26 protein-coding genes are annotated in these 25752 nt (G+C 72.7%); 6 read left to right on the forward strand and 20 right to left on the reverse strand.

Going from position 1 to position 25752, the window contains the following annotated elements:
• Positions 1 to 3: 3 nt before the first annotated feature.
• From DSM104299_RS16315 to DSM104299_RS16345, 7 genes are all read right to left on the reverse strand, one after another.
• On the reverse strand, positions 4 to 795 hold the full coding sequence (locus DSM104299_RS16315) for a type II secretion system protein GspM (protein WP_272472697.1): 792 nt from the start codon (positions 793 to 795) through the stop codon (positions 4 to 6).
• Positions 792 to 1610: a PilN domain-containing protein gene (locus tag DSM104299_RS16320; RefSeq protein WP_272472698.1), complete on the reverse strand. Its 819-nt coding sequence runs from the start codon at positions 1608 to 1610 to the stop codon at positions 792 to 794. The genes DSM104299_RS16315 and DSM104299_RS16320 overlap by 4 nt, the downstream gene beginning before the upstream one ends.
• Entirely contained in the window at positions 1607 to 2665 is a 1059-nt protein-coding gene (gene pilM / locus DSM104299_RS16325; protein ID WP_272472699.1) for a type IV pilus assembly protein PilM, read from the reverse strand. The genes DSM104299_RS16320 and pilM overlap by 4 nt, the downstream gene beginning before the upstream one ends.
• 129 nt (positions 2666 to 2794) lie before the next feature.
• Entirely contained in the window at positions 2795 to 3550 is a 756-nt protein-coding gene (locus DSM104299_RS16330) for a prepilin peptidase (protein ID WP_272472700.1), read from the reverse strand.
• Between the two features lie 47 nt (positions 3551 to 3597).
• Complete coding sequence (locus tag DSM104299_RS16335) at positions 3598 to 4011, reverse strand: type IV pilin protein (RefSeq protein ID WP_272472701.1); 414 nt, start codon at positions 4009 to 4011, stop codon at positions 3598 to 3600.
• A 239-nt stretch (positions 4012 to 4250) separates the two neighbouring features.
• Entirely contained in the window at positions 4251 to 4673 is a 423-nt protein-coding gene (locus DSM104299_RS16340) for a type IV pilin protein (RefSeq protein WP_272472702.1), read from the reverse strand.
• 284 nt (positions 4674 to 4957) lie between these two features.
• Positions 4958 to 5182 (reverse strand): hypothetical protein, encoded by a 225-nt coding sequence (locus DSM104299_RS16345; protein ID WP_272472703.1) that lies wholly within the window; start codon positions 5180 to 5182, stop codon positions 4958 to 4960.
• A gap of 130 nt (positions 5183 to 5312) precedes the next feature.
• On the opposite strand from DSM104299_RS16345, the gene DSM104299_RS16350 reads away from it, so the two are divergent.
• The 4 genes from DSM104299_RS16350 to DSM104299_RS16365 are packed head-to-tail and all read left to right on the forward strand — an operon-like array spanning position 5313 to position 8764.
• Positions 5313 to 5741: a DUF4345 family protein gene (locus DSM104299_RS16350; protein WP_272472704.1), complete on the forward strand. Its 429-nt coding sequence runs from the start codon at positions 5313 to 5315 to the stop codon at positions 5739 to 5741.
• On the forward strand, positions 5738 to 6646 hold the full coding sequence (locus DSM104299_RS16355) for an NAD-dependent epimerase/dehydratase family protein (protein ID WP_272472705.1): 909 nt from the start codon (positions 5738 to 5740) through the stop codon (positions 6644 to 6646). Before DSM104299_RS16350 ends, DSM104299_RS16355 begins: the two co-directional genes overlap by 4 nt.
• A gap of 14 nt (positions 6647 to 6660) precedes the next feature.
• The gene (gluQRS, locus tag DSM104299_RS16360) at positions 6661 to 7587 is read left to right on the forward strand and encodes a tRNA glutamyl-Q(34) synthetase GluQRS (RefSeq protein WP_272472706.1); all 927 of its coding nucleotides are present in this window, start codon (positions 6661 to 6663) and stop codon (positions 7585 to 7587) included.
• Between the two features lie 19 nt (positions 7588 to 7606).
• A complete protein-coding gene (locus tag DSM104299_RS16365; RefSeq protein WP_272472707.1) occupies positions 7607 to 8764 on the forward strand; it encodes a ribonuclease D in 1158 nt (385 codons plus the stop codon).
• A 9-nt stretch (positions 8765 to 8773) separates the two neighbouring features.
• Here DSM104299_RS16365 and DSM104299_RS16370 read toward each other — a convergent pair whose 3' ends face one another.
• Positions 8774 to 9877, reverse strand: coding sequence for a GGDEF domain-containing protein (locus DSM104299_RS16370; protein WP_272472708.1), 1104 nt, complete (start codon positions 9875 to 9877; stop codon positions 8774 to 8776).
• A gap of 103 nt (positions 9878 to 9980) precedes the next feature.
• Positions 9981 to 10556: a hypothetical protein gene (locus DSM104299_RS16375; RefSeq protein WP_272472709.1), complete on the reverse strand. Its 576-nt coding sequence runs from the start codon at positions 10554 to 10556 to the stop codon at positions 9981 to 9983.
• Positions 10557 to 10612: 56 nt separating this feature from the next.
• Between DSM104299_RS16375 and DSM104299_RS16380 the strand changes: the two genes are divergently transcribed.
• Positions 10613 to 11194 carry a DoxX family protein gene (locus DSM104299_RS16380; RefSeq protein WP_272472710.1) on the forward strand — a complete coding sequence of 194 codons (582 nt, stop codon included), beginning with the start codon at positions 10613 to 10615 and terminating at the stop codon, positions 11192 to 11194.
• 69 nt (positions 11195 to 11263) lie between these two features.
• Here the strand turns inward: DSM104299_RS16380 and DSM104299_RS16385 are convergent, their stop codons facing one another.
• From DSM104299_RS16385 to DSM104299_RS16400, 4 genes are all read right to left on the reverse strand, one after another.
• Positions 11264 to 12472, reverse strand: a complete 1209-nt coding sequence (locus DSM104299_RS16385; RefSeq protein WP_272472711.1) for a type II secretion system F family protein — start codon at positions 12470 to 12472, stop codon at positions 11264 to 11266.
• Between the two features lie 18 nt (positions 12473 to 12490).
• Entirely contained in the window at positions 12491 to 13576 is a 1086-nt protein-coding gene (locus DSM104299_RS16390; RefSeq protein WP_272472712.1) for a type IV pilus twitching motility protein PilT, read from the reverse strand.
• A gap of 63 nt (positions 13577 to 13639) precedes the next feature.
• The gene (locus tag DSM104299_RS16395; RefSeq protein WP_272472713.1) at positions 13640 to 14599 is read right to left on the reverse strand and encodes an aldo/keto reductase; all 960 of its coding nucleotides are present in this window, start codon (positions 14597 to 14599) and stop codon (positions 13640 to 13642) included.
• Positions 14600 to 14956: 357 nt separating this feature from the next.
• Entirely contained in the window at positions 14957 to 15097 is a 141-nt protein-coding gene (locus tag DSM104299_RS16400; protein ID WP_272472714.1) for a hypothetical protein, read from the reverse strand.
• Positions 15098 to 15249: 152 nt separating this feature from the next.
• Here DSM104299_RS16400 and DSM104299_RS16405 point away from each other — a divergent pair, with 152 nt between their 5' ends.
• A complete protein-coding gene (locus DSM104299_RS16405) occupies positions 15250 to 15912 on the forward strand; it encodes a GNAT family N-acetyltransferase (protein WP_272472715.1) in 663 nt (220 codons plus the stop codon).
• On the opposite strand, the gene DSM104299_RS16410 is transcribed toward DSM104299_RS16405, so the two are convergent.
• From DSM104299_RS16410 to mnmA, 7 genes are all read right to left on the reverse strand, one after another.
• Positions 15909 to 16886 (reverse strand): hypothetical protein, encoded by a 978-nt coding sequence (locus tag DSM104299_RS16410; protein WP_272472716.1) that lies wholly within the window; start codon positions 16884 to 16886, stop codon positions 15909 to 15911. The two genes, DSM104299_RS16405 and DSM104299_RS16410, sit on opposite strands and share 4 nt — an antisense overlap.
• Before the next feature lie 105 nt (positions 16887 to 16991).
• Positions 16992 to 18782, reverse strand: a complete 1791-nt coding sequence (locus DSM104299_RS16415; RefSeq protein WP_272472717.1) for a GspE/PulE family protein — start codon at positions 18780 to 18782, stop codon at positions 16992 to 16994.
• Positions 18751 to 19626 (reverse strand): shikimate dehydrogenase, encoded by an 876-nt coding sequence (gene aroE / locus DSM104299_RS16420; RefSeq protein ID WP_272472718.1) that lies wholly within the window; start codon positions 19624 to 19626, stop codon positions 18751 to 18753. The genes DSM104299_RS16415 and aroE overlap by 32 nt, the downstream gene beginning before the upstream one ends.
• 3 nt (positions 19627 to 19629) lie before the next feature.
• The gene (mltG, locus tag DSM104299_RS16425) at positions 19630 to 21297 is read right to left on the reverse strand and encodes an endolytic transglycosylase MltG (protein ID WP_272472719.1); all 1668 of its coding nucleotides are present in this window, start codon (positions 21295 to 21297) and stop codon (positions 19630 to 19632) included.
• The gene (gene ruvX / locus DSM104299_RS16430) at positions 21294 to 21704 is read right to left on the reverse strand and encodes a Holliday junction resolvase RuvX (RefSeq protein ID WP_272472720.1); all 411 of its coding nucleotides are present in this window, start codon (positions 21702 to 21704) and stop codon (positions 21294 to 21296) included. The genes mltG and ruvX overlap by 4 nt, the downstream gene beginning before the upstream one ends.
• Before the next feature lie 55 nt (positions 21705 to 21759).
• Positions 21760 to 24348, reverse strand: coding sequence for an alanine--tRNA ligase (alaS, locus tag DSM104299_RS16435; RefSeq protein WP_272472721.1), 2589 nt, complete (start codon positions 24346 to 24348; stop codon positions 21760 to 21762).
• Positions 24345 to 25751, reverse strand: coding sequence for a tRNA 2-thiouridine(34) synthase MnmA (gene mnmA, locus DSM104299_RS16440; RefSeq protein ID WP_272472722.1), 1407 nt, complete (start codon positions 25749 to 25751; stop codon positions 24345 to 24347). The genes alaS and mnmA overlap by 4 nt, the downstream gene beginning before the upstream one ends.
• Position 25752 lies beyond the last annotated feature (1 nt).

Here is a 25752-nt window from a genome sequence, read left to right on the forward strand (position 1 = left end):
CTCTTAGTTCCCGATCAGGCTGGCGGTCGCGGTGGAGCCGGTCGTGGTGGAGGACGCGGAGCCGGTCGCCGGCGTCGTGGCGCCGGTCAGGCCCTCGTCGGCGGGCAGCAGGTAGGACGTGGCGACGACGGTCGCCTCGACGTCCGGGAAGCCGTTGGGCCCCGGCTTGAACGCCACGCCGTCGGTCGTGAGCAGGCGGCCCTTGACGCTGATGCCCTGGCCGTTGACCGTGGTCAGGTCGTCCAGCGCCTTCAGGAAGCGCTGCATGTTGAAGAACGATCCGGTGAAGTCGAACGAGAACGGCATCGTCGGGAAGCCCGCGGTGCCGACGGTGGCGCCGGGCGGGAGTGCGGCCGTCGTCGTGGCGGCGGCCGTCGTGTTGCCCGGAGCGGTGGCCGTCGTGTTGCCGTTGGCCGAGGCCACGGCCGCGGCCGCGCCGGTGGGCGCGGCGCTGGGCGCCGCCCCGGTGCCGGTCATCTTGATCGACAGGAAGTCGACGTGGTTGGCCGCCGCGGTGTGCTGGAGCTGGTAGACGAGCGACGGCATGTCGTCGTCGACCGGCACGGCCTTGCCGAGGCGCGCCACGGTCGAGTAGTCCGACGTGTACTTCGCCTTGGCGGCGGCCGCCGTGGCGGCGCTGGCGTTCGCCGTGTCCAGGCGCGACTGCGCCGAGACGACCTGAGCCGACAGGTCTGCGGCGTCCTTGCGCTTGGGGCTGATCGCCAGGAACCAGAACGCCGCCACCAGGGCGAGCATCCCGACGACGATCAGGACGGTGCGGTCACGCGCGGTCACTTGGAGGTCCCCCCGGTCGTGCTCGGAGCGGTCGTGGTGGTCGGAGCCGGGGTGGCCGTGGTCGACGGCGCCGCCGACGAGGCGGCGGTGGTGTCCGACGCGGTCGCGGTGGTGGAGCCGTTGGTCACGGCGGCCGTCGACGACGGGGCGTTGAACCAGACGTCGACGTTGAACACCGGGTACTTGGCGTGTCCGCCGCGGCAGTCGCCGTTGGTGCCGCCGGCGGACCCGGTCTGGGCGCCGCCCGTGCCCGAGATCTCGGCGACCTTGGTCGCGTCCTCGAGGGCGACGCGCTGGACGCCGTCGGCGAGGCGGAGGCGGGCGAGGACCTTGGAGACCGAGGCCTGGCTGGTCGTGCAGCCCTGCAGGACGATCGCCGGCGCGGTGATCGCGCCGCGCAGGGAGCCGCTCGCGCCGCCCGAGAGCGTCACGGTCGGCGACGTGGTCGCGGTCATCGACGTGACCCACGCGTTCTCGGGCAGCACGCGCGCGACTTCGCGCAGGGCGTGCGCCCAGTCGAAGCGGCTGGCGGCTAGCTGCTTGACGGTGTCGACGCGCTTGGCGCGGATGCCGGCGAACTTCGTGTAGGTCTGCAGCGACGTGGCCTTGGCCTCGGCGGCCACGGCCTGTGCCGTGACGTCGGTCAGCTTGGCCTGCTTGTCGTTCACGGACTTGCCGGAGCTGACGAAGACGCCGGCCATGACGACCAGCAGGGCCAGGGCGCCGAGCAGGATGAAAGCGCCCCCGCCGGACTTGCCGGCGGCGCCGCCGGCGCCGCGCTGCTGGTCGGACGGGATGAGGTTGACAGCCCTCATGCGTGCGGGGCCTCCTCGACGGCCAGGCCGGCCGCGATCGTGAGCAGGTGGGGATCGAGCCCGTCCGGCGTGCCGTCGACGACGCCGGTCTCGACGGGCAGGCCGAGCTCGGCCGCGAGCGCGTCGTCGAAGCCGGGCACGGTGGCCGCGGCGCCGGTGAGGACGGCCCGCTGGACGCGCAGGCTCATGCCCTCCTGGGCGTGATGGAAGTCGAGCGAGTTGCGGACCTCGCCGCCGATGCGGCGGACGCCGTCGAGCAGCACGGTGCGCGCCTCCTGGGCGATCTCGTCCTGGTCTTCGGACTCGATCTCGCTGAGCGGCGTGACGAGGCCGACGTGGCGCAGCCAGCCCCGCGCATGCTCGAGCGTGAGCGCCTTGCGCTCGGCGAGCTCGACGGCGATGGCCTCGAGGCCGCCGCCGACGACGCGGGTGAACAGGCAGGTGGTGCCCTCCGCCACGGCCAGGTTGGTGAGCCCGCCGACCGACAGGTAGAGCACCGGCTCCGGCGTCTCGGTGGGCGCGGCCCGGTGCAGCGCGCGGATCATCGCGAAGGCCGAGAGGTCGATGCCCTCGGGCTTCAGGCCCGCGGCCTTGGCGGCGGCCATGACGCGCTCGATCATGTCGCGGCGGGCCGCGACGATCAGGACGCGCTGGCGACGGCCGGCGTCGGTCTCGACGATGTCGAGCAGCTGGAAGTCCAGGACCGCGCTGTCGAGCGGCATCGGGATCTGGTCCTGGGCCTGGAAGCGGATGGCCGCCTCCAGCTCCTTGCGATCCTCGAGCGGGGGAAGCTCCAGGACGCGGACGACGATCTTCTGGTTCGCGATGCCGATGCGGACCTTCTTGTCGAGGCCCTTGTTCTCGCGGTAGAGCGAGCGGAGGGCGTCGGCGAGGGCGTCGACGTCGTTGACCTCGCCGTCCCGGACGATGCCGGTCTCCAGCGGGGCGACGGCGGCGATCTTGACGGAGACTCGACCGTTCACCGTCACCGCCGCTGCGTGGACGGCGGAAGGCTCGATCTCGAGTCCGACGATGTGGGTTGCGCGCTTGGCCATGTTCTTGACGGTGGGTCGGCGGTTCTTGGCGGTGTCTGAAGCAGACGCCCCGACACCCTCGGTTGTTCGTCCAACTGGACGCTCGCTTGAGGGGAGGGCGCGGTGTGGCGTCCGGTGCTCGGCGCCGCCCTAGAAGGTGTCGGTGTAGGAGCCGACGAGGTCGTCGCCGACGAAGAAGGCGATCAGCGCGCCGACCGCGAGGAACGGCCCGAACGGGATCTTGGTCTTGCGCCCGGCGGTCGCGCCCTTGCGCGCGACGACCGCGGCGCCGACGACGACGCCGAGGATCAAGGCGATGAAGATGGCCGGCGCCACGGCACGGCCCAGGTACAGGCCCAGGACGCCGACGAGCTTGACGTCGCCCATGCCCATGCCCTTCTTGCTCAGCAGCGTGGGCAGCAGGAAGAAGATCAGCGCGGCGGCGCCGGCGGCGAGCTGCTCGGGCAGGTCACTGGGCGCCAGCAGCGCGCCGAGGGCGATCGCGAGCACGGCGGCGGGCGCGGTGAGCGCGTTGGGGATGCGCTTGACGTCGAGGTCGATGACCGCGATCGGCACGAGGAAGCTCACGAGGACGAGGCCGAGCGCCATCTGCTCGACGTCATCGTGCTTGACGGCGACGACCAACACGTACAGCGCGGCCGTGATGGCCTCGACGACGGGATAGCGCGCGGAGATCTTCTCGCCGCACCCGCGGCAACGTCCGCGCAGGACGAGCCAGGAGAAGACCGGGATGTTGTCGTAGGCCTTGAGCTGCGTGGCGCAGCCGGGGCACTTCGAGCGGGGCTTGACCAACGACTCGCCGCGCGGGAGGCGCCAGGCGACGACGTTGAGGAACGAGCCGATGAGGAGGCCGAACAGCGCGGCCGGTGCGAGCGCGGGAGCCATACGTCCGATGTGATCGGCAGCTGCCCCCGCGCTCTTGACGGCCGGCGTTACCAGGTGCCGCCGATGCAGCCCTTGGTGCCGCCAGAGCAGCCGCGCACCAGCGCACCGCCGGCAGCGCGCGAGATCGTGAACGTGCCGCCGGACTTCGACTTGGCCGTGATGAGGTAGGCCGCCGCCGAGCTGACCGCCACGTCGACCTGGCCGAGCCCGTTGCCGATCGACAGGCCCGTCGGGTCCATCAGGGCCGAGCTGCACTTGGTGTAGTCGCTGGTCGTGGCGAAGCAGGACTCGACCTGCGTCACTAGCGCGCGCGCGTTCGCCTTCGCGTTGACGTCCTGGGCCTTCTGCTCCTGGCCGAGGAAGCTCGGCAGGGCGATCGCGGCAAGGATGCCGATGATCAGGATGACGACGAGGAGCTCGATGAGCGTGAAGCCATCCTCGTCATGGATGAGGTTGTGCAAGATGCCCTCCCCGGGGCGGTCGTCTGTCAGTGCTCTGCAGCGGTCCGACGACGTCCCAGGTCAGGTTGCAGCAAGTCCCGGTGCGTGGACGGTCCTCCGGGTTCCTCGACCGGCATCCGCGCTTCTTTGAGGTTCAGGCAGGCGATTGGACCGATGTCCACACCGGTCCGGGAACGACTCGGGGCGGACCCGAAGGCCCGCCCCGTGATGTGCTGCGTGGTGCAGGTACTGGTGCTCGACTACCAGGTCTTGTCGGAGCTGCAGCCGCCACCGCTCACGGTGTTGAGGCAGGTGCGCTTGACGACGCCGTCGGCAGCGGCCTTAGTGATCGTGAACGTGTTGGTCGACTTCGACGTGGCGACGATCACGTAGCCCAGCGCCGGGCCCGAGCCCGAAGCGGTCGCGGAGAACGTGGTGTTGCTGATGCCCGCGTCCGTGATGGCCGTGGTGCACTTGCTGTAGTCCTGCGTGTCGGCGAAGCACGACTCGACCTGCGTGACGGCGTTGCGCGCGTCCGACTTGGCCGAGGCGTCCTGCCCCTTCTTCTGCTGGCCGAGGAAGCTCGGCAGGGCGATCGCGGCAAGGATGCCGATGATCAGGATGACGACGAGGAGCTCGATGAGCGTGAAGCCTTCGTCCTCGTTCTTGAAGCGCTGAAGCAAGACGATCCCTCCTGTGAGATCTGGTGTTTGGTCTTCACGTGCGGAGGGCCGACGTCCCTGTGGATCGCCATCCGGGGTCTAGGTCTTTGCAGCAAGCCCCGTCCGATGCCCGGTGGTCCGTCACCGCACAGTCGTGGTTGTCGGCGCGACCCGTCCCGGCTTTCGCTCAAATGTCCGATCTCTGGACTTCTGTTCTACGGTCCGGGCCCTAGTACGACCGCGGGACCGCATGCGGCGGCGCGGCGCCGGTGCGCCGTCGTCCTGCTGCTGGGCGCCCGAGCGGACTAGCTCTCGGGCGCGGGAGCGGCCGGGGCGTCGCCCTGCGCAGCGCGCTTGGCGGCCTGGGCGTCGTGCTCGGGCAGGAAGACTCCGGTGCCCTCGCACCAGGCGCAATCCACGGTGGACGGCGAGCCGCCCAGGTTGGAGATCAGCGAGCCGGTGCTGCGGCACACCGTGCAGGGCACGGGCTCGGCGTCGACGACCTCGGGTGTCTCTTCGTCTGCGCTCACGGAGCGGCGAGCGTAGCGGCTCCTCGCCGTTCAACCGCGTGCGACCTGCCGCGACACGTCGCGACTGGTCCGGTGCGATGCGGCCGGACCGGACCTGTCGGATGGACCACTAGCGCGTTAGCGTCGCCGCATGCAGCACCTCGCCTCCTCCCCCGCCGCGCGCTCCGCGCCCCTGCGCGCCGGCCTGCTGGCGCTCGCGGGCGTCCAGCTGATCACGGGCCTGTGGCTCGTGGTCGCCCCCGGCGCGTTCTACGACGCCATCGCGGACTTCGGCCCGCGCAACGAGCACGACCTGCGCGACATGGCCGCGTTCTACCTCTCCTCGGCGCTCGTGCTCGGCGTCGCCGCCCAGCGGCCGTCGTGGCGTGCGCCGGCGCTGGCGCTCGTCGGCCTCCAGTTCGGGCTCCACGCGCTCAACCACCTGCTCGACGTCGGCGACGCCGACCCGTCGTGGATCGGGCCCTTCGACCTGCTGTCGCTGGTGGCCGGCACGCTGCTGATCTGGGCGCTGTACCGCGCGGCCGACCGCGACGACGTCGCCTCGGGGCGGCGGCGATGAGGGTCTTCCTGGCGGGTGCGACCGGCGCCATCGGCCGCCCGCTCGTCGATCGCCTCGTCGCCGACGGCCACACCGTGTTCGGGACCACGCGCGACCCGGCGCGCGCGGCGGCGCTGCGCGAGCGCGGCGCCGAGCCGGTCGTCCTCGACGCCTTCGACGTGCCGGCCGTGCGCGCCGCCGTGGTCACCGCGGCGCCCGACGTCGTCGTCCACCAGCTCACCGCGCTGCCCGAGGTGCCCGACCCCAAGGCGATGGCCGCCGCGGTGGAGGCGACGTCGCGGCTGCGGCGCGAGACCGTCCCGACGTTCGTGGACGCCGCCCGGGTCGCCGGCGCGCGCCGCGTCGTCGTGCAGTCGATCTCCTTCGTCACCCGGCCCGACGGGCGGCCGATGCACGACGAGGACGCGCCGCTGGGCGCCGACAGCGAGGCCGTCGCCGCGCTGGAGGCCGCCACGACGCAGGCCGACGGCATCGAGGGCGTGGTGTTGCGCTATGGGTTCTACTACGGCCCCGGCACCTGGTACGACCGCGACGGGGCCATCGCCACCTTGATCCGCAAGCGCCGCTTTCCGCTGATCGGCAACGCCGAGGGACGCTCGTCCTTCGTCCACGTCGACGACGCCGTCGACGCGACCGTGCGCGCGCTGGACCGCGGTGCGCCCGGCGTCTACAACGTCACCGGCGGCGAGGCGCCGTGCCAGAGCGAGTGGCTGCCCGAGGCCGCGCGGCTGCTCGGCGCCAAGCCGCCGCGCCACGTGCCGGTCTGGCTGGCGCGCCGGCTGGCCGGCGAGACCGTCGTGCACTACGCGACCACGCTCCCCGGCAACGCGGACGACCGGGCGCGCGCCGCGTTCGACTGGCGCCCGCGGCCCTGGCGCGAGGGCTTCGCGGAGGTCTTCGGCTGAGCGACCCGCGATCCATGCGCGCGGGGGCCACCGGCCGCTTCGCGCCGTCGCCGACCGGCACGCTGCACCTCGGCAACCTGCGCACCGCGCTGCTCGCGTGGCTGTACGCGCGCGCCCAGGGCGCCCCGTTCCTGCTGCGGATCGAGGACCTCGACCGCGGGCGCGTCCGCGAGCGCTATGAGGTCGAGCAGCTGGCCGACCTCGCCGCGATCGGCCTGGACTGGGATGGCGCGATCGTGCGCCAGTCCGCGCGGACCGACCACTACGCCGAGGCGCTGGCGACCCTGGACGCCGCGGCCGCGACCTACCCGTGCTGGTGCACACGGGCCGAGATCCGTGAGGCGTCCTCGGCGCCCCACGGCCCGCTGCCCGAGGGCCACTACCCCGGCACGTGCCGCCGCCTGACCGCCGCGCAGCGCGCCGACCGCGAGGCCTCGGGCCGGCCGCCGGCGATCCGCGTGGCGGCCGGCGCGGCGGCGATCGCGTTCCGCGACCGCCTGCACGGCGAGCAACATGGGGTGGTCGACGACTTCGTCGTCCGGCGCAACGACGGCGCCTACGCCTACAACCTGGCCGTCGTCGTCGACGACGGCGCCCAGGACGTCGGCGAGGTCGTCCGCGGCGACGACCTCCTTGACTCGACGCCGCGCCAGCTCTGGCTCGCCGACCGCCTCGGCCTGGGCGGGCGCGACGGGATGTCCTTCGCGCACGTCCCGCTCGTGCTCGGCGGCGACGGGGCGCGCCTGGCCAAGCGGCACGGCGCGGTCACGCTCGCCGACCGCGCCGAGCAGGGCGAGAGCGCCGGCGAGGTCCGCGCGCGGCTGGCCGCGTCGGTCGGCCTGGCGGCGCCGGACGAGCGTCCCTCCCCCGCCGAGCTCGTCGCCCGCTTCGACCCCGAACGGTTCGCTCCGCCACCTTCGGGGCCGCTGCCGGGCCTCTGACCGGATAGCGTGCGCGCCCATGCCGCGGTCGACCGCAGAGATCGCCGAGCGCGCACGGGAGACCGGGCGGCTCGGCATCGACACCGAGTTCATGGGCGAAGGGCGCTACCAGCCGCTGCTGTGCCTGGCCCAGATCGCGCTCGACGACGGCGAGGGCGGCAGCGAGGTCATCGTCCTCGACCCGCTGACCGAGGAGTACGACCCCGCGCCGCTGGCCGACGTCCTCGCCGACCCCGCGATCGAGATCGTCCTGCACGCCGCCCGCCAGGACGTCGCGCTGCTGCGCCGCGACTGGGGCCAGCCGCTGCGCAACGTCTTCGACACGCAGGTCGCCGCCGGCTTCGCCGGCATGCGCGCCCAGCTCGGCTACGAGCCGTTGTTGAAGGAGATGCTCGGCGTGCGGCTGCGCAAGTCCGCGTCGTTCACGCGTTGGGACGACCGGCCGCTGACCGAGGAGCAGCTCGGCTACGCGCGCGAGGACGTCCTGCACCTGCTCCAGCTCGCCTCCGCGCTCCAGGGCCGGCTCAGCGACCTCGGCCGCCTGGAGTGGGCGCGCGAGGAATGCCGCGCGTTCGAGGAGATCGACGACCGCCGCGACCTCGACCTCGTGTTCGGCAAGCTGCCGCGCATCAACTCGCTGGACCCGTCGCAGCGCGCGGTCGCCCGCGAGCTCGTCGAGTGGCGCGAGGACGCGGCGCGGGGCGGCGACCGCCCGGTCTCCAGCGTCCTGCACGACGCGGCGCTGATCGAGATCGCCAAGCGCCGGCCGCAGAACGTCGACCGTCTGCGCCAGATCCGCGGCCTCAACGACGCGACGCTGCACCGGCGCGGCAAGGCGATCGTCGAGGCGGTCGCCCGCGGGCGCGACCGCGAGTCGATCCCGGTCGAGGGCGTCCGCCCCACCCAGCCCGACGCCGAGGACGCACCGCTGATCGCGCTCGGCGAGGCGCTCGTGCGCACGCGCGCGATGGAGTCCGAGCTGGCCTACGAGCTGATCGCCGCACGCGCCGACCTCCAGAAGATCGTCACCGCCGCGCGCAACGGCGACCCGGAGCCGCAGGTGCGCACGCTCCAGGGCTGGCGGCGCGAGGTCGTCGGCGTCGAGCTGCTCGAGCTGCTCGCGGGCCGGCGGACGCTGCGGGTGGCCGACGGCCACCGCCTCGAGATCAGCGAGTAGTCGCGGAGCTCAAGCGGCGAGCGGGTACGACGCGCTCGTCGTCGCGCCGACCGCTGCGCGCTCGTGCGTCTCGTTGACGCGCACGCGGTTGCGCCCCTCCTGCTTGGAGCGGTACAGCGCGAGGTCGGCCTCGGCGAAAACCGTGTCGTACTCGAACTCGCCGGGCTCCGAGGCGCTGACGCCGAAGGAGATCGTGACGAGCAGGCCGGCGATCGGGTCGCCGGCGATCGCGTGGCGCAGGCTCTCGGCGACCTCGGCGGCCTGGCGGCCGTCGGCGCCCGGGAGCACGATCAGGAACTCCTCGCCGCCGAGGCGGTAGGCCAGGTCGTAGGCGCGCAGCGCCTTGCGCATCCGGTAGGCCACGTCCTTGAGGACGGCGTCGCCGGCGGCGTGGCCGTGGCCGTCGTTGATGGCCTTGAAGTTGTCCAGGTCGCCGACGATCAGCGCGACCGGCTCGCGCAGGATCGCGGCCTGCTGCACGAGCTCGGCGATGCGGGTCTGCAGCGCGTTGCGGTTCAGCATCCCGGTCAGCGGGTCGATGACCGACGAGCTGCGGTGCTCGAGATCGGACTTCATCAGCGCGCTGGAGAGCAGCGCGACGGTGACGAGCAGCGCGATCGGCATGACGATCGACTGCGGGTGGTCGAGGATGTAGGGCGTGTCGACGCCGAAGGTCGTCAGGAGCAGCAGCCCGGAGACGACGGCGACGCCCACCGCGACCGCGCGGCTGTTGAAGCGCGCCGGCAGCGTCACGAGCGGGATGACCAGCCACGCCAGCGCCGGGCTCCTGGGCCCGCCGGTCAGCGCGATCGAGCCGGCGATGGCCAGCTCGGCCAGCAGCCATGCGGAGGCGATCGTCAGCTCGGGCCGCTGAGCGGTGGCGAGCTGGCGGTCGACGAGCGTGAAGCCGACGACCGCGAACGCCAGCGGGACGAGCGTCCACCAGCCGACCCAGTGGCCGGACAGGACCAGCGCGACGGCCGCCGTCGCGAACGACGCACGGCGAAACGGGCGCAGCCGCTCCTCCATGTCGACGGCACGCACGCGATCGGCCGGCTCCGGGCAGAGCCACGACCGCGGGGCGACGCTGATGTCGGCGTGGTGGTGGTCCACGTCCCTTGTGGTCGGTCGCGGCGGCCGCCGACCTGAGGTCCGACGGACGTTCTTGCACAGCTTTTCGACGGCCTGGCGCAGCGAAGCTGCGCGGGACTCGTGCCTATTGGCACACGGGCATGCAGTCGGTGACGCGCCCTGCGTCCTCGACGGCGACCGCGCTGCGCGCCTGGAAGCGGAACGACCGGAAGAGCGCGCCCGCGCCCTGGTCGTCGAACGGACCGCGCCCGACGACGATCGACAGGCGCTTGCCGTCGATCCCGACGGTCGCGTCGACCTTGCCGAAGCTGCGGCCGGTCCCGCTGGCGTCGAGCATCGCCTGCGGCGCCTGGCCGGCGAGCACGGTCGCCTCGAGCTGCACGACCGGCGTGTCGCTGTCCTGCGGGCGCATCGTCAGCACGAAGGCGACGTAAGGCTTGATCTGCTCCTTGGCCGTGAACTCCGCGCATAGGCGGTTGGCCGACTTGGCCACCCGCAGCTTGACGAGGTCGCCCTGCGGCGCCGAGTCGTCCCGCGTCCCGTTGGAGCGCCGCTGGTCGCCGGCCGGGTCCGAGATGGTCACCGGCTTGCCGATCGTCGCGCAGTCGGTGAACGTCCCGTAGGACTTGCTGTCGTCGCCGCCGCAGGCGCTCAGGACGAGCGCCACGGTGCCCAGCAGGATGGCGGTCGCCCGACGCACGGCCGGGGAGTCTGACAAAGGGTTCAGCCGTCCGCGTCGCCGGGCAGGCCCAGGGCATGGACATCGGCACTGTTGCACTGCGCGGAGTCGTCGGCCCGCTGTTCGTCGGGCACGGCACGCAGAAGCTGTTCGGCTGGTTCGGCGGGCACGGGTTGGAAGGGACCGGCGGGTTCTTCGAGCAGCTCGGGCTCCGGCCCGGCAAGCGCCACGCGGCGGCGGCCGGCGCGGCCGAGGCGCTGGGCGGCGCGCTGCTGACGGTCGGCGCCGCGACGCCGCTGGCGGCCACGATGGTCTCGGGCACGATGGTCACGGCGATCCGCAAGGTCCACGCCCCGAACGGCCCCTGGGTGACCGAGAACGGCTGGGAGTACAACGCCGCGCTGATCGGCGCGCTGGCCGCGCTCGTCGAGCACGGACCCGGCTCGCCGTCGGTCGACGCCCGGCTGTTCCCGAGCTGGAAGGGCACCCGCTGGGCCATCGCGATGCTCGCCGCCGCGGCCGCGGGCTCCTTCCTGGTCGACGTGCTCCCCGAGCCCGCGCCGGAGGACACCGCCTCGGCCGGCGAGCCGGACGTCACGGCGGCCGCCGCCGAGGAGGCGCGCTTCGCCAAGGACCAGGCCTTGCGCGCCACGTCCTAGCGGGCCCGGAACGCGAGGAGGGCGCCTCGCGGCGCCCTCCTCCCCTTGCCCGTAAGCGTCGCCGGTGGACTACTTGATCGAGTCGTACACCTTGAAGAGCGGCATGTACATCGAGATCACGATGAAGCCGACCATGCCGCCGACGAGGATGATCATCACCGGCTCCAGGATCGACGCGAGCTGCTTGACGGCGGCCGCGACCTGGTCCTCGTAGAAGTCCGCGATCTTGGACAACATGGTGTCCATGGCGCCGGTCTCCTCACCGACGCCGATCATGTGCGTGACCATGCCCGGGAACACCGGCGCGTCCTTGAGGGGGTCGGCGATCGTGCCGCCCTGGCGGACGGACTCGATGACGTCGCCCATCGCCTTCTCGATGCACCAGTTGCCCGCGGTCTGGCCCGTGATCTCCAGCGCCTGCATCAGCGGGACGCCGGCGGAGACCAGCGCGCTCAGCGTGCGCGACCAGCGCGCGAGCGCGATCTTCTGCACGATGTCGCCGATCTTCATCGGGATCCGCAGCTTGAACGTGTCCCACAGCTTGCGCCCGCCGTCGGTCGCCTTCCACTTGCGGAACGCCCAGACCGCGGCGAAGCCGCCGACGATGAACGCGTACCAGTAGCCGGTGATCGCGTTGGACAGCCCGACGGTGAACTTCGTGATCGTCGGGAGGTCGCCGCCGAACTGCTTGAACGTGCCGACGAAGACCGGGACCAAGAACACCACCAACGCGATCAGCACCGAGAAGGCGAAGGTCATCACCACCAGCGGGTAGGCCATCGCGGCCTTGACCTGCCGGCGCAGCGAGTCGGAGGACTCCAGCTGGTTGGCGACGCGCTCCAGCGCGGAGTCCAGGACGCCGCCGGTCTCGCCGGCGCGCGTCATCGCGACGAACAGCGGGTTGAAGACCTTGGGATGGCGCTCCAGCGCGTCTGACAGCGGCAGGCCGGCCTCGACGTCCTTGCGGACCGACGAGATCGTGCTCGACAGCTTGTCGTTCTCGGTCTGGGCCTCCAGCACGTAGAGCGCGCGGAGGATCGTCATCCCGGAGTTGACCATGGTCGCCAGCTGGCGGGTCATGATCGTCAGGTCCTGAGCCTTGATGCGGTTCAGGAACGGGAGCTCCAGCTCCTTGGACCCGCGCTTGTCCGCGATGTCGAGGACGATCAGCCCGCGCTGCTTGAGCTGGTCGGAGACGATCTGCTTGCTCTCGGCCTCCACCTCGCCGGTCGCCTTCGCGCCGGTGAGGTCCATCGCCTTGAAGACGTAGGTGGACATAGGTCAGCTGGCTCCCGTCTATGCGGCCTGGAGGCCGCCCAGGCCCATGGACAGGCGCTTGAGCTCCTCGGGCGTGGAGGAGCGCGACTCGGCGACGCGCTGCGTGATCTTGCCGGCGCGGATGAGCGAGGCGAGCGCCATGTCGAGCGTCTGCATGCCGGTGCCGCCGCCGGTCTGCATCGCCGACAGGATCTGATGGGTCTTGCCCTCGCGGATGAGGTTGCGGACCGCGGGGGTCGGGACGAGCGTCTCTGCCGCCACGACGCGCGCCGAGCCGTCGGCGGTCGGGATCAGCGTCTGGGTGACCACGCCCTGGAGCGCGACCGACAGCTGCGTCCGGACCTGGTCCTGCTGGTGGCTCGGGAACACGTCGATGATGCGGTCGATGGTCTGCGGCGCGCTCTGGGTGTGCAGGGTGGCGAAGACCAGGTGGCCGGTCTCAGCCGCCGTCAGGGCGGTCGAGATGGTCTCCAGGTCGCGCATCTCGCCGACGAGGATCACGTCGGGGTCCTGGCGCAGCGCGCCCTTCAGCGCCGGGCCGAAGCCCTGCGCGTCGGAGCCCAGCTCACGCTGGTTGACCATGCACTTCTTGTGGGAGTGCAGGAACTCGATCGGGTCCTCGATCGTGAGGATGTGCTCCTCGCGCGTCTCGTTGATCTCGTCGATCATCGCGGCGAGCGAGGTGGACTTGCCGGAGCCGGTCGGACCGGTCACGAGGACCAGGCCACGCGGCTTCTTGCAGAACTCGTGGACGACGGGCGGCAGGCCGAGGCCGTCGATCTTGGTGATGACCGACGGGATGAGGCGGAACGCCGCGCTCATCGCCGACCGCTGGAAGTACGCGTTGACACGGAAGCGGGCGGTGCCCGGGACCGCGTAGGCGAAGTCCAGCTGCCAGTCCGTCTCCAGGCGCTGGCGCTGGTCGTTGCTGAGGATCCCGTAGATGATCTCGCGGGTGTCCGTCGGGTCGAGGACCGGATAGTCCTCCAGCGACGTCAGGCGACCACGGACGCGGATCATCGGGTGCGATCCGGCCGTGATGTGCAGGTCGGAGGCACGACGCTCGAGGACATCGAGCAGGAGCTGGGCGAAATCGAACCGCATCGCCACGATGGTCGACTCGTGGGGGTCCGTTCTTGAGCCGCGCCCGCGGCGCCTGGACGCGGCTCAGTAGCGGGCGCCCACGGCCGCGGGCAGGCTGTCGAGCTCGTGCAGGTCGTCGGAGCTCAGCAGCACGTCGACCGCCGCGACGTTCTCCTCCAGGTACGGGATGCGCTTGGTGCCGGGGATCGGGACCACGAACGCGCCCTGCGCCAGGACCCATGCGAGCGCGATCTGGCCGGGCGCGGCGTCGTGGCGGGCGGCTACGCGCCGCACCGCGTCGACGATGCGCTGGTTGGCCGCGAAGGCCTTCTGCTGGAAGCGCGGCCAGCCGCGGCGGGCGTCGTCGTCCTCCAGCGCCTCGCGGTCCAGGCGTCCGGTCAGGAAGCCGCGGCCCAGCGGCGAGAACGGGACGAAGGCGATGCCGTGGACGGCGCAGAACGCCAGGACGCCGTTGTCGACCGGGTCGCGCGTCCAGAGCGAGAGCTCGGACTGGACGGCCGAGACCGGGTGGACGGCGTGGGCGCGCTCGAGCTCGTCGACGGAGACCTCGGACAGGCCGATGTGCTTGGCCTTGCCCTGCTCGACGACCTCCTTGAGCGCCCCGACCGACTCCTCGAGCGGTACGTCCGGGTCCGGGCGGTGCAGGTAGTACAGGTCGACGTCGTCGACCTCGAGGCGGCGCAGCGAGCCGTCGATCGCCGCGCGGATGTGCTCGGGCCGGCCGTCGCGCGTGATCGTGCGGGAATCGGAACCACCCACCCCGTCGAGCACCAATCCGCACTTGGTCGCCAGCGTGATCTCGTCGCGCCGGCCCTTGATCGCGTGGCCGACGAGGATCTCGTTGTGGAACGGGCCGTAGACGTCGGCGGTGTCGATCAGCGTGCTGCCGAGGTCGATCGCCCGGCCGATGACCGCGTCGGGGTCGGTGCCCTCGCGGTTGCCGTAGGCCCAGCTCAGGCCCATCGCCCCGTAGCCGATCGCCCCGACCTCGGGCCCATCGCATCCCAGATGCCGCGTCCGCATGGGCTGCACCATACGAAACGGCCCGTCGCGCACCGGGTCGCGACGCGCGGCGTCGCGACCCGATGCGAGCGAGGGCTAGCTGCTGGGGATCGCGATGGCCGTTCCGCGCACCGAGCAGCTGCTGTTGGCGTCGATCGACGCGTGGATCCACGTCGTGGCTGCGGCTGGCCGGGCGCGCCGTTGGCGCCGGCGGCGCCGGTCGTGCCCGTGTCGCCCTTGGCGCCCTTGGCGCCCGCCGCGCCCGCCGCGCCTTGCCCCCGGTGGCGCCCTTGTCGCCGGTGCTGCCCTTGTCGCCCTTCGGCCCGGTCGTGCTCGACGACAGGTTGGTATCCGAGGACTTGCACTTGGTCTTGGCGCTCACGACGCGGACCTTGCGGTCTTCTTGGTCTTGCGGGCGTAGAGCGTCGCGGCGTCGGCGCGGCCGGCGACGGACAGCAACAGGGCGGACAACGGCACCAGCGCCACGGCGACGAAGCCGGTGCGGCGGTGGACGGACATGGACATCTGGCCTGCTGAGGGGCTTGCTGGGCTCGGGCGCATCTGCGCTCCACCGGCGCCCTTCCATACGCGGCGGGCTTTCCTTGACTTAGGCAACGATCGCGAGGAGCCTCGTCGCACGCCGGCGGTCCGACGCCGACGCGCGCCGCCAGGTGCTGGCGCTGACCGCCGCGGGACGCACGGCGTTCCGGCAGCTGGACCGCGGCGCGGCCGAGCAGTGGTCGACGCTGCTCGCCGACCTCCCGGACGCCGACCAGCGGCGGCTGCTGGGCGCGATGCGCGCCGTAGAGGAGGTGCTGGACGGCGGGCCGCCGCGCGACGCGGGCGCCGAGGTCGTCCTGCGCGACCCGCGCTCCGGCGACTACGGCTGGATCGTCGCCCGCCACGGCGAGCTCTACGCCCAGGAGCACGGATGGGGCCTGGGCTTCGAGGCGCTGGTCGCGCGCGTGGTCGCCGACTTCGCCGCGGGCGCGGACCAGCGCTTCGGCCGCGCCTGGATCGCGGAGGTCGCCGGCGCGCCCGCCGGCTGCGTCCTGTCGGTGGACGGCGACGAGCCCGGCGACGCGAAGCTGCGCCTCCTCCTCGTCGAGCCGTGGGCGCGCGGCCTCGGCGTCGGCGGCCGCCTGATCGACGCCGTGGTCGCCCACGCGCGGGCGCGGGGGGCCCGGCGCGTCGTGTTGTGGACCAACGACCCGCTCGTCGAGGCCCGCCGCCTCTACGAGCGCCGCGGCTTCGCGCTGATCGCACAGGAGCGGCACGCCGACTGGGGCGTGCCGCTCACCGGCCAGGTGCTGGCGCTCGAGTTGGAGGTCTAGTGCTTGGGCAGCTGCACGGTGGCGATCGGGGCGTCGACGGCGTCCTGGCTGGTGGCGTGGACGTAGACGCGGTCGCGGGTGAACGTCAACGCGGGCTCCGGGCCGTTGTCGGCGACGCCGAGCTTGGGCAGCCCCGTGACGGTGAACAGGCGACGGTCGGCCAGGCGGAAGAGCTTGACGCGCGGGACGTCCTGGACGGCGTCCTCCTGACCGACCCAGCCGTCGCCGAGCACCGGGTGGTTGAAGCCGTCGGGCAGCAGGACGCGCTTGCTGGACCCGCAGCGGTACAGCGCCGGCCGGACGCTGTTCTGGCTGTCGCTCCCCTGCAGCACCCAGCGGCCGCGCGCGGCGACCGGCACCAGGGGGCCTCCGGTGTCGCCTTCGTCGACGGCCGAGATCACGTGGACTGGAGCGCAGAGCGGGGTCAGCAGGCCCGGCAGGTCGGGATCGAGGATCTGCTCGCCGCTCGGGATCACCGTCTGCGTCGCCCCCGTCCGCCAGTTCACAGCCTCGTAGCGCTCGGGCTCGTGCATGAAGTCGTTGCGCCGGACGATCCACTGCGCGCCGACCTGCTTGGGCTGCGTGGCCTCGCCCTGCCCCTCGAGACGCGACGGCGCGTCCAGGCGCACGACCTCCGCGCCGGTCAACGCCGTCACGGCAAGGTGGTGCGCCCCCGCCTGGTCGTCGGCGCCGCACCAGTACGCGAGTCGGCCGCCGCCCGCCGCCGTCGCGGAGCATCCGCTCGGCGCGGGCGCGGTCGCGACCGTCCCGTCGTCGGCGCGCAGCACCGTGGCGCCCGGCGCCCACGGCGCCCGGAACGCGACGGTCCTCGCATCGGCCTGACCGGCCCAGATCCCTGAGGCGGTGACCGTGTGCGCCTTGAGCGCGCGCACGGGCGTGGTCGCGCCGGAAGCGGCACTGGTGATGGCCATGGAGGCGATCAAGGCCGCGAGAGCAATGAGGGTCTTGTGCATCGGCTCATCCAACGTGGCCCGCGCGAAGAAGTTGCGCGGGCCGCGGGACGATCAGCCGGTGCCGGTCACGGGCGCTACGGCGACGAAGCGAGCAGGCGACACCGGCTATCCCGTGCCGGTAACGCGCGCGACCTCGGCGATCGAGGTGCGGCCCTGCTTGACCTTCTCCAGGCCGTCGTCGCGCAGCCGGCGCATGCCGTCGCGCATCGCGACCTCCGCGATGCGGTCGGCCGGCGCCCGCTCGATCGCCAGGCGGCGGATCTCGTCGGTGATGGTCATGACCTCGTAGAGGCCGATCCGGCCCTTGTAGCCCGAGCCGCCGCAGCGCGAGCAGCCCTTCGGGTCGTAGGCCTCGATGTCGACGTGGCTGCGGAAGCCGTGGTCCTGCAGCACCGGCGCGGAGATGATCACGCGCTCCTTGCAGTGCGCGCAGAGCGTGCGGCACAGGCGCTGGGCGATGACGCAGTCCACGGCGCTGGCGACCAGGAACGGCTCGATGCCCATCTCGACGAGCCGCGTGATCGACGTCGGGGCGTCGTTGGTGTGCAGCGTCGACAGCACCAGGTGGCCGGTCAGCGCTGCCTCGATCGCGATCTTCGCGGTCTCGGCGTCGCGGATCTCGCCGACCATGATGATGTCGGGGTCGGCGCGCATCATCGCCCGCAGGCCGTTGGCGAAGGTCAGGCCGGCCTTCTTGTTGACCTGGACCTGCGTGACGCCCTCGAGCTGGTACTCGACCGGGTCCTCGATCGTGATGATGTTCTTCTCGGGCGTGTTGAGCTCGCCCACCGCCGCGTACAGCGACGTGGACTTGCCCGAGCCCGTCGGGCCGGTCACGAGCACGGCGCCGTAGGCCTGGTGGAACGCCTTGGTGAAGCGCGCGGCGTCCTCCTCGCCCATGCCGAGCTTCTCGAAGTCGAACTGGACGTTGGACTTGTCCAGGATGCGGATGACGATGTTCTCGCCGTGCACCGACGGCAGCGTCACGACGCGCAGGTCGATGTGGCGGCCGTCGAGGTTGAGCCCGACGCGCCCGTCCTGGGGCAGGCGACGCTCGGCGATGTCGAGGTCGCTCATGATCTTCAGGCGCGACACGACGCCGCTGACCATCCGGCGCGGGACCGTCATCGTCTCGACGAGCACGCCGTCGATGCGGAAGCGGACGCGCATCGAGCCGTCCTCGGGCTCGAAGTGGATGTCCGAGGTGCCCTGCTCGGCGGCCTGGGCGATGATCTGGTTGACGAGCTTGATGACCGGCGCGTCGTCGGCGGACTCGCGCAGGTCGACGATCTCGCCGACCCCGTCGTCCTCCCCGGTCATGTCGATCTCGGCCGTCGCGGCGACGTGCTCCAACCGCGACAACTTGGAGATCATCGTCGCGATGTCCTCGCGCGAGGCGACCGCGACGCGGACCTCGTAGCCGGTCATCAACGCGATGTCGTCGACGGCCAGGACGTTGGCCGGGTCGGCCATCGCGATCAGGATCCCCCGCTCGCCGACGAACTGGACGGGGATCGCCTCGTAGCGCTTGGCCGCCTGCGGGTTGACGAGGTTCGCCGCCGACATGTCGACGTGGAACACCGACAGGTCGAGGTGGTCCAGGCCGTGGCGCTCGGCGACCGCGCGGGCGAGGTTCTCCAGCGACAGCGTGCCCTGGTCGAGCAGCACCTGCTCCGGCGTGGTGCCGGTGGCGCGCGCGGCCTCGACGGCCTGCTCGACCCGCGGGCGGTCGACGAAGCCCAGCTCGACGATGACGTCGGTCAGGAAGCGCGCGCTGCCGCCGCCGGTGCGGCGCGGCGGCGTGACGCCGTTCCAATCGGCTGGACGTTCGTTCGACGGAGCCGGGGTGACCTGGGTCGGGACGTCAGCGATCGGTGCGCCGGGGATCGGCGGCACGGCGGTCAGATGAGTCGCTGGTTCCGGGGTCATGGGGTTCGGGGATCGCTCCGCGGGCCGCGGCGGCACGCATCACGTCGATGGGCGCCTCCAAGCCGGTCCAGGCCTGGAAGCTCAACGCGCCTTGGCGGACGAGGACCTCGAGGCCGTCGACCACCGTGCATCCCCGGCGTTGCGCTTCCGCAACGAGCCCGGTGCCGCCGGCCCGGTAGACCAGGTCCGCCACGGTCGCGTATGTGCCCAGCGCATCGGCATCGACCGGAAGCTCCTTGAACTCCCCGTCAGACAGCCCGACACTCGTGCAGTTGACCAAAAGATCCGCTGCCATCGGCCGATCGGCGGCGTCGACCCCGAGGTCGGCCGCGAGCGTCCGGGCGCGGTCGCCGGAGCGGTTCCAGACCGCGACGCGCGCGGCGCCGGCCTCGCGCAGCGCGTAGGCGACGGCGCGCGCCGAGCCGCCGGCGCCGAGGACCAGCGCGGTGCTGCCCGCGGGGTCCGGCGCGCCCGCGCCGCGCAGCGCCGCCAGGAAGCCGGGCGCGTCGGTGTTGGCCGCGTGGACGCGCTCGCCGTCGAACGTCAGCGTGTTCGCGGCGCCGATCGCGCGGGCGGCCTCGGTCGCGTCGTCGGCGAGCGCCAGCGCCGCCTCCTTGTGCGGGATCGTCACGTTGGCCCCGACGAAGCCGGCCGCCGGCAGCCCCGCGACCGTCTCCGCGAGCACCTCCGGCGGCACCGGCAGTCGCTGGTAGTGCCAGTCGCCCAGCCCCAGCTCGCGCAGCGCGGCGTTGTGCATGGCCGGCGAGCGGCTGTGGCCGACGGGCCAGCCGAGGACCCCGAGGCGCTTCATCGGCTACGGCGCCTTGCCGCCGTTGTCGGCGCGCGCCTTGTTGTAGGCCGCGACGTCCTTCTGGAACTGCTCGTTCGTGGAGGAGAACGCGTGCGCGCCGTGGCCGCCGGGCTTGACGACGTAGTACACGTAGCCGACCTTGGCCGGGTTCAGCGCGGCCTTGATCGACGCCAGGCCGGGCGAGCCGATCGGCGTGGGCGGCAGGCCCTGGCGCGTGCGCGTGTTGAAGGCCGAGTCCTTCTGCAGCTCGGACTCCTTGAGCGGCCTGGTCCAGTTGTCCAGGCGGTAGCGCAGCGTCGCGTCGATGCCGAGCGGGATGTGGTCCTTGAGACGGTTGGAGATGACGGCCGAGATCAGCCGCCGGTCCTTGGCCACCATCGCCTCGCGCTCGATCATCGAGGCGATGATCAGCACGTCGTAGTCGCTCAGGTTCTTGCGCTTGGCCGCGCGGCGGTCCAGCTTGTCGTAGTTGTCCTTGAACGTGGCCAGCTGCTGGGTCACGAGCGCCTTGGCGGTCGCGGTCTTGGCGCCCTTCTTGAGGTCGTAGGTCGCCGGGAACAGGAAGCCTTCGAGCGAGTTGGTGCCCTTGGGCACGCCGTAGCTCTTGAAGCCCTTGACCGTCCGCGGGTTGCGGGTCGCGGCCTTGACGTAGGACCCGCTCAGCCCCGCCTGGCGGACGAGCGGCGCGGCCTCGCCGATCGAGCGGCCCTCCGGGATCGTGACCGTGACCGTCGGCGCGGCCGCCGGGTTCTGGGTCAGCGCGTCGAGCGCCGCGGTGTAGGACATGTCGCGCTTGAGCGTGAAGCGCCCGGCCTTCAGGTCGCCGCGCTGGCCCGTGAGGCGCGAGCGCAGGTTGAAGAAGAACGCGGAGTCGATGACGCCGTCGTGCTCGAGCACGTCGGCGATCTCCGACGCGGTCGCGCCCTGCGGGATGACGACGGCGACCGGGCTCTTGGCGTCGCCGTCGTCGTGGCCGGGCTGGAAGACGCGGTAGGCGAAGTACGCCACGGCGACCGCGAGCAGCAGGAACAGCAGCGCGACGACGCGGCGGCCGAAGCGCCGGCGGCGCGGGACGCCGCGCGGCTTGGGGGCGCGGCGCGTGCGCTGGCGCTGGCCGGCGGGCCCGCGGACCGGACCGGGCGGTGTGGGCCTCGGCCCGCCCACCGTGGGCAGGTCGGCGACCGTCGCGCGGCGCACGCCGGCCGGCGTCTCGACCTGCGGGAAGTCCTCGGTGTAGGGCGGCGCGTGGTCGTCGAGCGGGACCGTGACCGGCTCCTGCTCGTAGACCGGCTCGAACGGGACCTCGTACTGCGGCTCGGGGGCCGGCGCCGCGTAGGCCTGGGTCTCGGGCTCGTAGGCGACGGGCTCGGGGGTGGGCGCGGACGGCTCGGGCGCGACGGGCTCGGGCGGCGGCTCGTAGACCACCGGCTCGGGCTCGGGCTCGGGCGGCTCGGGCGCGACGGGCTCGGGCGGCGGCTCGTAGACCACCGGCTCGGGCTCGGGCGGAGCGACGGGCGCCGGCGCGTCGGGCTCGGGGGGCAGCGGCCTGCCCTCGCGCTCCGCGCGCCGGCGCTCGCGGTCCAGGCGCGCGGCCTCGCGCTCGGCCGCGCTGCGCGAGCCACCGTCGGACGGCTCGGGGCCGTCCTTCTTGCCGCCGAACAGAGGGCTCACGCGCGCTCGCTCCCGTGGCGTGCCAGCCAGTCCTCGAGCAGGACGGCGGCGGCGCGCGAGTCCTCGGAGGTGCGCGTTTGGGCGGGCGGGCCCGATCTTGACGCGATCCGCGTCGTGAAGCGCTCGTCGTACAGCTCGACCGGGATCGGGGTGACGCGGTCGCGCAGCTTGTCGGCCCACACGCGCGTCTCGCGCGTCTGGTCGGTGTCGTGGCCGCTGAGCCCGAGCGGCAGCCCGACCACGATGCGCCCGACCTCGCGCTCCCGCGCGAGGTCCGCGACACGCACGAGGCCCTTGCGGGTCCCCGGGCGCTCGATGTGCTCGATGGGCGTCGCGAGCGTCCCTGTCGGGTCACTCACCGCACAGCCGCACCGGGCGGAGCCGTAGTCCAGCGCCAGCACGCGCATGAAGGCTAGATGGTCGGCGCGCGACGCGCGCGGCCGCTCGATCCCGCTCCGACCATCAGGCGAGCAGGGACTCGATGTGCGCGCGGGCGGCTGCGAGCGCGTCGTCCAGCTTCTCCGGATCGCGTCCGCCGGCCTGGGCCATCGTGTCGCGGCCGCCTCCGCCGCCGCCCACGACCTGGGCGGCGACCTTGACGAGCTCGCCCGCCTTGACGCCGCGCTCGACCAGCGCCGGCGCGACCGAGGCGATCAGCGCGACCTTGCCGTCGGTCACCGCCCCGAGGACGATCGCCGCGTCGCCGATCGCATTCTTGACGCGGTCGGTCGCGTCGAGCAGCGCCTTGGCGTCGCCGACCTCGACGCGCGACGTGAGCACGCGCGCGCCGCCGACCTCCTCGGCCGCGTTGGCCAGCGCGCCGACGTCGACCGCGCCGTTGGCGCCGCCGCTCGCGCCCGCCTTCGCCGCGGCCTTGAGCTGCTGCTGGAGGTCGGCGACCTTCGCCGGCACCTGCTCGGGCGACGTGCGCAGCTCGCCCGCCGCCTCGCGGATCAGCGCGTCGTGCGAGCGCAGCAGCGTGACGGCCTCCGGCCCGGTGACCGCCTCGATGCGCCGCACGTTGGAGGCCGACGACCCTTCCGACACGACCTTGAAGACGCCGATCTCCGCCGTCGAGCGCACGTGCGTGCCGCCGCAGAGCTCGCGCGAGTAGTCGCCCGCGCCGATCTGCACCATCCGGACGACGTCGCCGTACTTCTCGCCGAACAGCGCCATGGCCCCCATCTCCTGGGCCTCCTTCAGCGTCGTCGTGATCGGGCGCACCGGGTCGTTCTGCAGGACCCACTGGTTGACGCGGTCCTCGACGGCCTTCAGCTCATCGGGCGACAGGCGCTGGCCGTGGGTGAAGTCGAAGCGCAGCTTGTCCGGGCCGACGTAGGAGCCCGCTTGGCGGACGTGCGTCCCGAGCGCCTCGCGCAGGGCCGCGTGCAGCAGGTGCGTCGCGGTGTGGTTGGCCTGCGTCGCGGTGCGCGCCGGGCGGTCCACGCGCGCGACGACGGTGTCGCCGGCCTTCAGCGCGCCGTCGCCCTCCAGGACGACCGCCTGGTCCTCCCCTGCGCGCAGCACCTCGCTCACCGTCGCGTGCGCGCCGTCGACGGTCTCGACGACGCCCTGGTCGCTGACCTGGCCGCCGCCCTGCGCGTAGAACGGCGACGCCGCGAGCTTGACGAACGTCCGCCCGCCCTGCTCGAGGACGCCGGCGACCGTCGTGCGCTCCTCGAGGTGCTCGTACCCCGTGAAGTCCGTCGGCTCCTCCGACAGCTGGCGGATGACCTCCTGGCGCGCGCCGACGCGCTCCTGGGCGCCCGCACCGGCCGAGGACCGCAGCCGCTGCTCCTCCATCAGCGCGTCGAAGCCCGCGATGTCGACGGGCACCTCGCGCTCGCCGGCGATCTCGGTCGTCAGGTCGATCGGGAAGCCGTAGGTGTCGTGGAGCTTGAACGCGTCCTCGCCGGAGACCGCGCCGCCGGCGAGCAGGTCGTCCAGCATCGACAGCCCGGTCTCCAGCGTGCGGCCGAAGCCCTGCTCCTCGGCGCGGACCCAGCGCAGGATCGTGTCGTGCTCGCGGGTCAGCTCCGGATAGGCGGCGCCCATCGTCGCGATGACGACGTCGACGTACTTGGGCAGGAACTCGCCCTCGAAGCCGAGGCGATGGCCCTGGGCGATGGCCCGGCGCATCAGGCGGCGCAGCACGTAGCCGCGGTCCTCGTTGGACGGGACGACGCCGTCGGCGATCAGGAACGTCATGCCGCGCGAGTGGTCGGCCAGGATGCGCAGCGCGCGCTCGTCGATCGGATTGGTCGCCAGCGAGCGGCCGAGCTCCATCAACGGGATGAACTGGTCGGTGTCGAAGATCGAGTCGACGCCCTGCTGGATCAAGGCCATGCGGTTGAGGCCCATGCCCGTGTCGATGTTCTGGTTGGGCAGCGGCGTCAGCGTGCCGACCGGGTCCTGGTTGTACTGCATGAACACCAGGTTCCAGTACTCGAGGAAGCGCTCGTTGTCGCCGCCGGGCAGGTCGTCCTCGGTACCCCACTCCAGGCCACGGTCGTAGTACAGCTCCGAGCACGGGCCGCACGGCCCGGTCTCCCCCGCCTGCCAGAAGTTCTCCGACCGTGGGCACGGCACGATCCGCTCGCGCGGCACGCCGATCTTCAGCCACGCCTCCACGGCCTCCTCGTCGAGGCCGAGGCCGAGCTCCTCGTCGCCCTCGAAGACCGTGACCCAGATCTTCTCCGGGTCGAAGCCGAAGCCCTCGATCGACAGCTCCCACGCGCGCTGCGCGGCGCCTTCCTTGAAGTAGTCGCCGATCGAGAAGTTGCCGAGCATCTCGAAGAACGTGAGGTGGCGCGTGGTCGTGCCGACGACGTCGATGTCCGGCGTGCGGAAGCACTTCTGGCAACTGGTGAGCCGCGGGTGCGGTGGCGCCTCCAGACCCTGGAAGTAGGGCTTGAGCGGATGCATGCCCGCCGTGGTCAGCAGCACCGAAGGGTCGTAGGACGCAGGGACCAGCGGAGCGCTCGCGAGGCGCTGGTGATCGCGCTGCTCGAAGAACGACAGGAAGGTCTCGCGGATCTCGTCGGACGTCACGCTGCGATCGTCGCACATCCGATGACGACATCCCCCGCGAGGAGCACGGCCGTCTGGCCTGGCGCGGGGGCGGAGAACGGCTCGTCGAGCACGACCGCGCTGGGTTCGAGCCGGCACGGCACGATCCGGGCGTGGTAGCGCAGGCGGACGCCGTCGACCTGCGCGGCCTCGGCGTGCAGCCGGATCCCGCGCAACGCCACGCGGTCGACGTCGAGCGCGTCGCGCGGACCCAAGGTGATGGTGTTGGCCTTGGCGTCGGTCTCCAGCACGTACAGCGGCTCGGGACGCTGGACCGGCAGCCCGCGGCGCTGGCCCACCGTGTAGTGGAAGTGGCCGCGGTGGCGGCCGAGCACGGCGCCGCCCGCGTCGAGCACGTCGCCGGGCCGCTCGCGCAGCCCGCCGTGGCGCTCCAGGAAGCGCTCGCGACCGGTGCCCGCCAGGAAGCAGAGGTCCTGGGAGTCGGGCTTGGACGCCACCGGCAGCTCGTGCTCGCGCGCGAGCGCGCGGACCTCCGGCTTGGTCAGCTCGCCGAGCGGGAAGCGCAGGCGCGCCAGCGTGGCACGGCCGAGCGCGGCCAACATGTAGGTCTGGTCCTTGGCGTCGTCGGCCGCGGCGCGCAGGAGCCCGCCCGCGGTCTGGCGCGCGTAATGGCCGGTGGCCAGCGTCGCGGCGCCGACGCGGTCGGCGAAGGCGACCATCGCGTCGAGGCGGACGTGGCCGTTGCAGCGCACGCACGGGTTGGGCGTGAGCCCGTCGGCGTGCTCGGCCAGCCACGGCTCGACGACGCCGGCGCGGAAGCCGGCGCGCAGGTCGAGCGTGAAGTGCGGCAGCCCCATCTGGTGGGCGATCGCGCGCGCCGAGCGCACCGCGGACGCGCTGCAGCACGAGGCCTCGGCGTCGTTCTCCGGATCGCGCCACAGCTCGAGCGTCACCGCGACGACCTCGTCGTGGGTCTGGCCCAGCAGGACCGCGGCGACCGACGAGTCCACGCCGCCGGACATCGCGACGAGCGTGCGCCGCGCGTGCGGCGGCGCCGCGCCGGACTGCGCGACCGCCGCGCCGAGCGCCTGGTGCAGCGCGTCGGAGGCGAGGTCGGCGGCGTGCAGCTTGCCGACGCTCAGCCCGCCCAGCTCCGCCGCGATCGCCGCGCTGCCGACGCGCGCGGCGTCGAAGATCGACGCGCCGCGCACCAGCTCGACGGCCGCGCTGCCGGCTGCCTGCGCCGCGCCGCAGCCCGACGCCTCGAAGCCCGCGTCGACGACCGTGTCCCCCGCGACCGCCAGCCGCACCGTGACGAGGTCGCCGCACGCCGCGCCGCCGGCGGCACCCGCGAACGCGCCCGCGGGCTCGTGGCCGCGGCCGACCGGATGCTCCAGGTGCTCGGCGAAGCGCTCGTCAGACAAC

Origin of the sequence: Baekduia alba (assembly GCF_028416635.1) — a bacterium.
In the GTDB taxonomy this organism is placed as follows: Bacteria; Actinomycetota; Thermoleophilia; order Solirubrobacterales; family Solirubrobacteraceae; genus Baekduia; species Baekduia alba.